The sequence below is a fragment of the Nocardia sp. NPDC050710 genome (assembly GCF_040654375.1).
In the GTDB taxonomy this organism is placed as follows: Bacteria; Actinomycetota; Actinomycetes; order Mycobacteriales; family Mycobacteriaceae; genus Nocardia.
The window spans coordinates 98,053-107,940 of sequence record NZ_JBFAHV010000027.1; the positions used below are offsets into that span (position 1 = coordinate 98,053).

The window sequence follows — 9,888 nt, forward strand, 5'->3', positions numbered from 1 at the left end:
TCGGTCTCAGCGTCAGATGCCGACCTTTGGAGTGCCCTTCGGGGCGCGCAATAGGGTGTCCGGCAGATAGCCGGATCTGATGCTCAACTCCCATCCGTGCACCTGAACCGCCAAGGATGCCAGAGCAATTGCATTGATCGGCAACAGACTTCGTGGAGGAGCGTCTGTTGTCATGACGTCGCGATGCTGCACGAGACGATCGGCCAGTGCCGTTTCGAAAGCTGGCTGATCATCGTCGAGGAGCACACGCAGCAGCCGCTGATCCGGCGTCAGCACACCGAGGGCATCCAGTCGTCGGGCCGCTTCGGCGCGTTCTTCGAAATCCGGCTTGCACAGAACCACTGCGGGCCAGTCGGAGGGCAGATGTCCCGGCGATACGGTCAGATAGCCGCACAACGCATCCATCTCCGCGAGGTCCGCCTGATCCGATCGCGACTCGGGCGGCGAATATGGCACTCCATCATGGATCTGGGGCGCAAAGTCCTGTCTCAGCAACAGCCCGATAACCCGGTTCCGCTCCCATAGCACGCCACTCACCAGACACAGCGCAAATGCGTCCAGCCACGTCCTTGCGGTTGGTGCCCGATCCACGGCGTCGCCGAGACCGACCTCCTCGCTGCTCAGCGTCGTGCCGAGGAGAGGGAACGGAACTTCGAAGTCGCCATTGGGGAATACGCCGAGATCCAGGACCCCGAGCGCGCATTCCGCTGCTGTACGCAGCACCACGCGTGAGTGCGCGGCACTCAGCGCGGGATCTTCCAACATTCCCGCGGCGACATGATCCAGTAGCTCGTCGCACATCTCCTCGAGAGACTCCAGTGACAGCCTGTCGTAGCGCAATGATTCCCAACGACTGAATGCCCGTTTTTCGATGCCGTCCAGTGCCTGGGCGATCTGCTGCTCACCGATGGTGTGACGCGCAACTTCTTTCATGTTGTCGCACTTGACCTTTCCGCATTCGACATCGAGTACCAACGTCACACTAGGCGGTAGTGCCGACAACCTCTCTCATCGGCTACCAAGGGAGTTTTGCGAGCAGTCAGCGGGAAATTCGAAGCACATCCGCGAGGCGCGGATTCAGGTGAGAGCGGTGGCGAGGAACCCTGAGGTGTAGGCGAGAGCAAAGAGGATGGGAATCCACTGCTCGATGTGGGACAGGGGCCAGTATCGTGCTCGGTCCGTTCCTTCACCCAGGGCCCACCATTCGGCTTTCCAGAAGGGTGAGGCGGGGAGTCGTTCCTCGAGGGCACCGACGACCTGGTACTTGGCGCTATTGAGGAGGCGGTAGCTGCGGACCAGGTAGAACCAGGCGAAACACTGACCGAGGATCGCGGCCAATGGGATCGCCAGCCACCACACCGTATCCTGCGATGGGGCCTTCGCGAAGGCGGCGACGAGGGTGAAGATGCCGGTATTGAGCGTCAAGAAGAAGGAGTTCGTCAGCCCACGTCGGGCGCTCACCCGGTCGGCCATCTCCACGCAGAGACGGTACTGTTCGAGAACTGCGCTCTCGTAGGTAATGGCGCGGCCCTCGGGTCCGGGGTTTTCTCGTGTCTCGTTCCAGAGTCGAGTGCGAAGCTCGGATCGGTGGTCGTTGGCGTTCACCGTCCACCTCCTAGGGTGTCGTGTCCTTCCGGGCGTTCGGATCGATCCGTCCATTCCGGCGGCGCGGTCGGTCAGCGCGGATGCCGTGTCGGCGCCACCATGCGGTTCGCAATGGACGTGGGTTCACTCCGCATACCGACACGCCGTCTCCCAGCGGGATGGCATGTGGTGACGGCGTCGTAATCGAACGACTGCTCTTGCTCGCGAACCGACTGCTCCGGAGCCGTCGCAGCCTGCACGCACATGTGCTGTCTCCCCGCTCTCCAGGTCGAGACGCATGGACTGGGTCAGCTGAGTCTGACCAACGCGAATCCCGAGGTCGCGGGTAGTCCACTACTCGGTTTCGCGCAAGGCTGTCAACCTCACCGTGATCGGCTTCGAGTTCGCAACAAGCCGCGGCAGATGATCGCCATACTCGAGCGCGCGCCAGCCGTGAAGGTGCCGTTTACCCGTCGACCTGGCGACGCCGCCGACCGTATCGAACCCGCCTCGGCCGCTACCGTCGACCAGGGCACCTGCTCACCATGCCTTGATGCGCCAAAGGGCGACGGCGGGAGGTGAGTATCTCGCCCGTTCACGGCCGGTGGTGAGTGTCGTGGCGCCTGCGAGCGGTGTCCGGTGGGCGGTCGCGTTACGAGCTTTGTGCCGTTCCTCCGTGTGTGTCGCGGGTTTCGATAGCCTTGACGGTCTTGTCGAGGGCCTGTTTCAGGACGCGTTTGCCGACGGTCCCGACCACGACTCCCAGCGCCCGTCCTCTGAGGTTCTTGCCCTCGCGCACCACGACAACATCCACATCGGTCATGCCGTCGGGCCGGCGCGTGAAGGTATAGGTGTGGCCCGAGTGGCCGCCCCATACGTTCGAGTCGGTGGTCGTCATGACGACACGGTCGGGGTTCGACCAGTCGTAGTGCAGGCGTTCCCAGATGCCGTGCGAGCCCTCCGTGACGTCCGCATCACGTCGGCCCCGGTCGTGCACCTCGAGATATTGGTCGGCGCTGTTGCCGAACACCTGCGAGCGGCCCGGTCCGAAATCGGTCAGCGCTGCCACAAACTGCTCCGGTGTCGAGCTGGTGGTCTCTTTGAAGTGGATGGTGGACATCGTTTGCTCCTTTTTGCCTTTAGGGGTGACGGGTAGCGGGCCTCGCGTCCGAAGCTGTTGAGCCCCTGGGCGGCTCGCAGGCCCGTGTTGCTCCCGTCGGCATCGACGGCACTGGTTCGAAGCCAGGAGGTGAGAACGATCTGAGCGAGGTCCTCCTCGGGCTAGTCGCGCACGCCGTCGAGCACGCCGCCACCGGCCCACAGCACCGTTCGCCGGAGGTAATTCGGACCGAGTGATCGCCCTCAACGTGCGCGGTGTTCCTATTCATGAAGCATGAGCTTCGGTACATGCTGGCGCAAGGCCGCCCGCGAGGGCATCGCGTCCAGCTTGCTACTGGGTCACCGTCGATGGGCTATCGAGCGAATGATCTCGTCGCTGACCGGCTCCCACCGGCGCAACCTGCCACGGCGATGTGTCGCCGCGCGCCGGTGGCGGTCGCCGCTGCCTCTTGCACAACCGCAGCGGGAGCGCGACTGTGTGAGTGTGAGTCCCACCCCCGCCGGGATCGTCGGATGAACCGACGGACCGACCGATCCTTGGGAGGAAAGATGGCGAACAGGTGGACCGAGCAAGACATACCAGCCCAGAAGGGGCGACTGGCGGTCGTCACCGGCGCCAATAGCGGGCTCGGGTTCGAGGCAGCTCGGGCGCTCGCGGCGCACGGTGCGTCGGTGGTGTTGGCGGTGCGGGATGTGGACAAGGGTAAACATGCCGCGAACCGTATTGCCGATGCTGTTCCGGGCGCGGACACCACTGTCCAACAGCTCGATCTGACCTCGCTGGCATCCGTGCGTACTGCTGCGGAACAGTTGAGGTCGGCCTTTTCCACGATCGATCTCTTGGTCAACAACGCCGGGGTGATGTACCCGCCGAGGCAGATCACCAGCGACGGGTTCGAGCTGCAATTCGGCACGAATCATTTGGGACACTTCGCGCTGACCGGGCTACTGCTCGACAGAATGCTGCCGGTGCCGGGCTCGCGGGTGGTCACGGTCAGCAGTGTCGGACATCGTATTCGGGCACGGATCGACTTCGACGATCTCCAAGGGGAACGGTCGTATAACCGGGTGGCGGCGTACGGCCAATCCAAGCTGGCGAATCTGATGTTCACCTACGAACTGCAGCGTCGCCTGTCCGGCACCGGTACTACGATCGCGGTCGCGGCTCACCCCGGTGCCGCGAATACCGACTTGATGCGCAACATGCCCGCTGCGCTGCGTGCGCTCGTGCCTGTGGTCGCACCCATCGTCACACAGAGCCCAGCGATGGGTGCCTTGCCGATACTCCGCGCGGCCACCGATCCCGGTGTGCTCGGCGGTCAGTACTACGGACCGAGTGGATTCCTGGAGACCCGCGGGTACCCGAAAGTCGTCGAATCGAGCCCGCAATCGCATGACACGGCGATTCAGCAGCGCTTGTGGACGGTCTCGGAGAAGCTGACCGGCGTCATGTTCCCCCTCTGATCGCTGCCCCGCGTCGGGACTGCCCGGCAGCGATTCTGCCCGTTCATCGACCTGCTGACACGATTTCGGCGACGCCAGGACATGGGGAGCAGCTGTTCCTGTGTCAGCACGGGCGCGGCCGACATCCAAGGCTTTCCCGAAGCGGGTGAAGCCCAACTCGGGTGCGATGGCCAGCGCTCGTCGTTGGTAGCCATTCGATCTCGGCTACAGCGATCTGCCGTCCCCTCCTCATGCTTAAGTAACTGGTGATTCGAGATCATCTCGTGCCACCATCTGGCGCGTGTACCGACCGCGCCACCAAGCTTCGGGCATGATCATTTGAATGTCCTCATGTGGGCAGATGGCATGCATTCGCTTCTCCGTCGATCGAAGGCTCGACAATATGAGCAAAGTGCGGACAACGGCCCGAAAGGCTGATAAGTTACTAACTATTCTGATAGTTTAGGCGGCGCGGCGGTCGCTGCCTGCTTCATCGCTTGACGGCGGTGCCCGGGCTCAATGAGGAGCAGCAAAGACATGGATGGATTCAGCAGGCGTAACGCGTTGAAGGCCGGTGGGGTGTTGGGCGCGTTGGGCGCACTGACCATGGTGACCCCGGCGCGCGCCGAGCCGTGGACGTGGTCACCACAGGGTTCGGTGGCGGGTGGCGGGGAAGGGGTCGACCCGCTCACCGTCTGGGATCCGGAGGCCGACGAACTGGTCGCCGGACTGCTCGACCGCGGCGAGGTGCCCAGGGTCAACGAGTTATTGCGGACCTGGACGAGGAATGGCCAGCCCCTGCCCGCTGGTCTGCCGTCGGACCTGCGGGACTTCATGGAGTACGCCCGCCAGCTGCCGCCGTGGGCCGATCAGGGCAAACTGGCCACCGCGGTCGAGTTCAACAAGAAGCGAGGTCTCTATCTCGGCGTGCTGTACGGGCTGGCCAGCGGAATGATGAGCACGGTCATTCCGAAAGAGGCGCGTGCGGTCTACTACTCCAAGGGTGGTCACGATCTGAAGGATCGCATCTCCAAGACCGCCAAACTCGGCTACGACATCGGCACCGCGAATGCCTACGCTCCCGATGGTGAGATGGTCGTGACCTGCGTCAAGACCCGGCTGGTGCATTCGGCGGTGCGTCATCTGCTGCCGCGGTCCCCGCACTGGGTGTACTCCGCCGAGGAAGAGATTCCGATCAGCCAGAACGACATGATGGTCACTTGGCACAGCCTGCCCACCACCGTGATGAAGCATTTGACCGCGTGGAAAGTGCCGATCCCGGTACACGAGTCGGAGGCCTTCCTGCACTCGTGGCAGATCTGCGCGCATATGCTCGGCATCCGCGACGAGTACATCCCCAACTCATGGGCCGAGGCCAACTCCCAGGCCGCGCAGGTCCTGGACCCCATACTGGCGCCGACCCCCGAAGGCGCCAAACTGGCTGACCGACTCCTGCGACTCGGTGTGAACCTCGACCTCACCGTGCTCACCAAGCCGGTCCTCGGCGCGTTCACCCGATTCCTGCTCGGCGACAAGATCGCCGACGGGCTGTCCATCCCCAAGGAACCGGTCTGGGATCCGCTGCTCAATGTGAGCTGGGGCCCGTTCATCGCCGTCCGCGAGGGCCTGCTCCCGGTCGTCCCGCTGGCGCCGGATGCCTACTGGCTCTTCGACGAATTCCTCCGGCAAGCGGCCCTGATCTACCTGGCTGAACTGCGAATGCCGATCAGCATCGAAATCCCTCAGATGAACCGCGACATGAGCCAACCCCCGCGCTGATCCGCATCGGGAGGAACACTGCGCCTCGGAGCATTCGATGTTCACACGATGGACGACCATCGCCGCGACGTGCGCAGCCGCGGCGGTGAGCTCAACGCCTCCGCGTACGAACACCGGAAACGGCAGATCGACGAGTTCCTGAAATCCGGTGTCCACCAAAGCTATCCCTGGTACGTTGTCGGTCCCGATGGCATCACGCCGTTGACCTGGCTGCGCCAGCGGCTCATCGAGGCAACAAGCGATCGAATAGGGAGATGAACTGACGATACGTCCAGTTCGCCGCGACCGTCGCTTGATCAAGCTGTTGTATCTGTGGTCATTGTTCTGGGTATGACCGGACCGGACCATCCGCAAGGCAATTCGCACGTGCCGACGGCGATACTGTTCGTTGTTCCGTCGGTGAAGACGGTCAGGTGCACGGCCGCGCGGGCTGGGTAATCACAGGAAGGGCACCTTCCGAAGTAGTTGAGGATCTCACGAATTCGTTGATCCACAATGAATTTCGGCTGCTGATCTGTGGTCATACGGTGTTCACCGCTACGTCGGGGCCATCGGCAACGGCACCTCGATGCCGAACGGTAGCGTGATGCTCGGTTGATGAGGCGATGGTGCCGATGGACTGGGGCCGGAGCCGTCCGGAGCGGTGAGTTCCGGCGGCTGATCGGACCGCCGCGGCTGCTGGTCGCCAGCGGATTGGTCCGGAATATCCTGGGCGGGTTCGGCTTCCGGCTCGGAATGGTTATCGGGTCCGTCGCAGAGAATGCCGCATGAGATAGGCGGCAGACCGGGGACCTTCACCAGCGGCGGTATCTGCCGTTGTGGAACAGCCGTGGACACCATCGGCTCGAGCGGTAGCGGGCTTTCGGTGGAATCGGCCACCGCCACAACCGCCGAATCGGTTCTGCCCGGCGCGGTGGATGAGAGTTGTTCGGGGGCGATCACCGCGCGGCTGGGTGTGCCGCCGGTGCGATAAACCGCCGACCAGCTCAGCACATCGGCGGCGTAGGACATCGAGTTGTTGTAGCGCAGCACCGCACGCAACTCCTGGGATCGGTCGCGTAGGTTCAGTCCTCCCGTAGACCATACCTACCGCGTCGGCGATCTCTTGCTGACGTACATTGCGACCGCGCCACGCATGTTCATTGCGCTCGAAGTCGCGGCGGTCGATAGCGCTGACGATGTCGACAACATCTGGGTCGACTGGACGTCGGGGGTGGCGTTCGACAATGGAATCCTGGTCGACGCGGTCGCCAACCGCGCTGGACTGCATATGCCTCAGGCTGCGAACCCGCTCCCGCGGGCGGCGCGTACCCCACCGATTGGGGATCGCTGAGCTCGAACGAGCGGGTGAGATGATGCCATGGCAGGATTGGTCCTTGCGGCGATCGAGAATGTTGGTACGACGCCGCACGGTGCGGGTACGACCAAGGTGTTGATGGCGGACCGCAACCGGGTTGCGCGAGTGGGTGAGTGAGTATGAAGACGAGATCGCCGGAGACGGTGAAATGCCGGGGATGTCGGTGCTGGTGGCCATTGAGCGCGCACAACGTGTGCCATTGTTCCCAATGTCATCAGACATTCACCGGTGAGAAGGCTGCGACTCTGCATCTGGTCGTGAATTATCGCCACAAACCGTACGTCGTCTGTCGCACGCCGCAGAGCGTCGGCCTTGTCGATGCCGGCCGCGAATACCCCTGCTGGGGTTTGCCGCAGACTTAGAGCCCATCCCGCGAGGGTCGCGCTTCAGCAGATTTCCTTGATGGAGTAGGGATTCGGCGCTTTCGGACCGAAAGCACGGGGGCCAGGGCTGCGTTCTACTACTTGAGCCTTGGTCGGTGATGTTGTTGGGTAGCGTGCGGTTTCGTGTTGGTTGATGAGGATTCGGCTGCGCGGACGGGCTGGATTGGATGAGTTGTTCGAGCGGGTGGCGGGCTGGTTCCAGCAGGCCGCGCCGCGGTTGCGGGCTCGAGCGTATGTGCACGGGTTGTCGGCGCCGTTGGCCGATAAGAACGCATCACACCATCGGCCGCGGTGGTCAGGAGTTCGGTTCAGCGGGTGTTTGCACGGCTATTTCGCCACCCAGTTCGTAGCCGCCACTCAGTTGCAGTCTGTCACCACTCCAGAACCGTCCGGGGTCATACCAGTTGGGGCTTCGGTATTGCGACAACAGCCCCATCGACTGATAGGTCGCGGCGACGATCTCCGCGCAGTACGCGCTCTCCAACTCCTGGGCGGCCGCTCGGCGCGCTCGGCGTCGTGGGAGCCGTACTCGGCCGCGTAGCCAGCGTCCGGCGAGACCAGCAGTGGAAGGGAAGGGGGTTCCGTCGAGTCGGGCGATGGTGCGCAGCAAGCTGTCTTCCATCTCCTGGGTTGCCGGACGGTTCAATTGGCGCAACCAGGCCTGCTGACCGTAGCGGTGTGCCCATACCAGTACCGCATCGCGCAGGTTGTGTAACTGGACGCCACGGTGCGCGACTCCAGACCACATGTCGGGCAGTGATCGGCCGAGTTCCGCGTGCCAGATCAGCGCGGGCAGATCATCGAGCACGACCGACATGCCGACATGGTTCACCGGACTGTTCGTCGTCATCCGGATCGCGCGGTCGGCTGCCGAATGGCCGCGGAACAGCCAGATGTCACCTGTTCTGGTGAGCTCGAGCGCTCGATCGAGACTGATGCTCGTACCCGTCATGGAAGTAGCCTATGCGGTATGAGGTGGTGGAAGGCAGTGGGATTGGCAGGTGCGGCCGGTGTGGTCGCGACCGGTGTAGTAGTCGTGCGCGCTGAGCGCCGTCGCCGTGCCTACACTCCGGACCAGGTCCGCGAACAACTGCACATGCGATTCGCTCAGGCGACTTCGGCCCAGGCGGCCGCCGAGACCGCCGCGCCGGTACCTCTGGACGCGGGCGGCATCCGCAAGCGCATCCGCCATTTGTTCCAGCGCTGACCACAGCCGAGGGATAACGGCCATCCGAGCGCGTCGGTGCGGAACCGGACCGGACGCGCTCCCGAACCAGCCCGGCATCAGCGAACGCGCATACATGCCGGAGATGATGGTGCTCATGACCGAATGGCAGCTGCACGTATCCCTGACCGAGTTGCGCAGATCCGTCGACTTGCTCCTGGATCATCTCGAAGCTGCGACCGACGGTGACACCGTTCGCTTGGACCAGGACTACTTCTGGTCGATTCCGCAGGATGCGTTGTACGACATCTATCGCACTCCAGCCAACCTGACCATCGGCCAACTCTCGTGGTCGTGGGAGCATCTGACGGATTTGCTAGCCGATCCAGACCAGGCGGTCGGGCACCACCTGGTATGGCTCGCGGACCTACTGCGGGCGATCGGCCACAAGGTTCACTGACGTGTCGATCATCGTGAGGCCGCGGAATGTCGGTCCGCTGTCGAGGCTACTTCGAGCAATTCGCTCACGTGAAAGTAGCCGACGATTCGGCTGGGGCCCTCGGTGATGACGACGACAGAGCCCGCTCGGACCGCGTATGCACCGGTGTTCTGAACAGCCAACCATCCGGCGCTGGCCGGTGAGCACCAAGCCGATCGATCATCGACTCGCAGGACAATCGATGCCAACCCTTCCTCGACGCTGTTCGGCGGGACGAATGCTGTTGCGGCATAGTCATGATCAGCCGGCGTGGGTGGTGGTCCCGACGAGCGGCCGCCTTGATCCGAAGTGAGCCAAACCATCAGGCCTCGGAATGGGAGACTGCCACGAAGACGCATGACGACAGTCTGGCGCATGGCCGTGTCGCGGGGTCCGGAGAGGACCCAGCGACCAGCGACCAGCTGTGCTGCGTCGCCCGCATTCGTCAGGCGGCGTCGAGGGCCGTGGTGATCTTGCGGGCCATCGCTGCCACGGCGGGGTTGGGCTGGGTCTTGTGGGGCCCGGTGGCGGTTTCGATGGCGATCAGGACGGTGTCGCGGAAGTTGTCGGCCTCGGCCGG

9 protein-coding genes and 1 pseudogene are annotated in these 9,888 nt (G+C 63.5%); 5 read left to right on the top strand and 5 right to left on the bottom strand.

Annotated elements, in window-relative coordinates; all coding sequences use genetic code 11:
* Positions 1-12: 12 nt before the first annotated feature.
* The 3 genes from AB0H61_RS33125 to AB0H61_RS33135 all read right to left on the bottom strand — a co-directional run bounded on the left by AB0H61_RS33125 (position 13) and on the right by AB0H61_RS33135 (position 2,704).
* Positions 13-981: an immunity 49 family protein gene (locus tag AB0H61_RS33125; RefSeq protein ID WP_357311685.1), complete on the bottom strand. Its 969-nt coding sequence runs from the start codon at positions 979-981 to the stop codon at positions 13-15.
* Between the two features lie 96 nt (positions 982-1,077).
* On the bottom strand, positions 1,078-1,605 hold the full coding sequence (locus AB0H61_RS33130; protein WP_357311686.1) for a hypothetical protein: 528 nt from the start codon (positions 1,603-1,605) through the stop codon (positions 1,078-1,080).
* A gap of 631 nt (positions 1,606-2,236) precedes the next feature.
* Positions 2,237-2,704, bottom strand: coding sequence for a hypothetical protein (locus AB0H61_RS33135; protein WP_357311687.1), 468 nt, complete (start codon positions 2,702-2,704; stop codon positions 2,237-2,239).
* A gap of 548 nt (positions 2,705-3,252) precedes the next feature.
* Here AB0H61_RS33135 and AB0H61_RS33140 point away from each other — a divergent pair.
* The 3 genes from AB0H61_RS33140 to AB0H61_RS33150 all read left to right on the top strand — a co-directional run bounded on the left by AB0H61_RS33140 (position 3,253) and on the right by AB0H61_RS33150 (position 6,183).
* Positions 3,253-4,167, top strand: coding sequence for an SDR family NAD(P)-dependent oxidoreductase (locus AB0H61_RS33140; RefSeq protein ID WP_357311688.1), 915 nt, complete (start codon positions 3,253-3,255; stop codon positions 4,165-4,167).
* Between the two features lie 516 nt (positions 4,168-4,683).
* Positions 4,684-5,925, top strand: a complete 1,242-nt coding sequence (locus tag AB0H61_RS33145) for an oxygenase MpaB family protein (protein ID WP_357311689.1) — start codon at positions 4,684-4,686, stop codon at positions 5,923-5,925.
* A 48-nt stretch (positions 5,926-5,973) separates the two neighbouring features.
* Positions 5,974-6,183 (top strand): hypothetical protein, encoded by a 210-nt coding sequence (locus AB0H61_RS33150; RefSeq protein ID WP_357311690.1) that lies wholly within the window; start codon positions 5,974-5,976, stop codon positions 6,181-6,183.
* A gap of 702 nt (positions 6,184-6,885) precedes the next feature.
* On the opposite strand, the pseudogene AB0H61_RS33155 reads toward AB0H61_RS33150, so the two are convergent.
* Positions 6,886-7,002 (bottom strand): annotated as a pseudogene (locus tag AB0H61_RS33155) (lytic transglycosylase); the annotation flags it as partial.
* 958 nt (positions 7,003-7,960) lie between these two features.
* On the bottom strand, positions 7,961-8,617 hold the full coding sequence (locus tag AB0H61_RS33160) for a hypothetical protein (protein WP_357311691.1): 657 nt from the start codon (positions 8,615-8,617) through the stop codon (positions 7,961-7,963).
* Positions 8,618-8,635: 18 nt separating this feature from the next.
* On the opposite strand from AB0H61_RS33160, the gene AB0H61_RS33165 reads away from it, so the two are divergent.
* Positions 8,636-8,872: a hypothetical protein gene (locus AB0H61_RS33165; protein WP_357311692.1), complete on the top strand. Its 237-nt coding sequence runs from the start codon at positions 8,636-8,638 to the stop codon at positions 8,870-8,872.
* A 115-nt stretch (positions 8,873-8,987) separates the two neighbouring features.
* Complete coding sequence (locus AB0H61_RS33170; protein WP_357311693.1) at positions 8,988-9,290, top strand: hypothetical protein; 303 nt, start codon at positions 8,988-8,990, stop codon at positions 9,288-9,290.
* Positions 9,291-9,888: the final 598 nt, after the last annotated feature.

What these genes read in the sequence shown, in the direction of transcription:
- AB0H61_RS33170 (WP_357311693.1), top strand. Translation starts at nt 8,988, where the DNA reads ATGACCGAATGGCAGCTGCACGTATCCCTGACCGAGTTGCGCAGATCC.
- AB0H61_RS33160 (WP_357311691.1), bottom strand. Translation starts at nt 8,617, where the DNA reads ATGACGGGTACGAGCATCAGTCTCGATCGAGCGCTCGAGCTCACCAGA.
- AB0H61_RS33150 (WP_357311690.1), top strand. Translation starts at nt 5,974, where the DNA reads ATGGACGACCATCGCCGCGACGTGCGCAGCCGCGGCGGTGAGCTCAAC.
- AB0H61_RS33135 (WP_357311687.1), bottom strand. Translation starts at nt 2,704, where the DNA reads ATGTCCACCATCCACTTCAAAGAGACCACCAGCTCGACACCGGAGCAG.
- AB0H61_RS33165 (WP_357311692.1), top strand. Translation starts at nt 8,636, where the DNA reads ATGAGGTGGTGGAAGGCAGTGGGATTGGCAGGTGCGGCCGGTGTGGTC.
- AB0H61_RS33140 (WP_357311688.1), top strand. Translation starts at nt 3,253, where the DNA reads ATGGCGAACAGGTGGACCGAGCAAGACATACCAGCCCAGAAGGGGCGA.
- AB0H61_RS33145 (WP_357311689.1), top strand. Translation starts at nt 4,684, where the DNA reads ATGGATGGATTCAGCAGGCGTAACGCGTTGAAGGCCGGTGGGGTGTTG.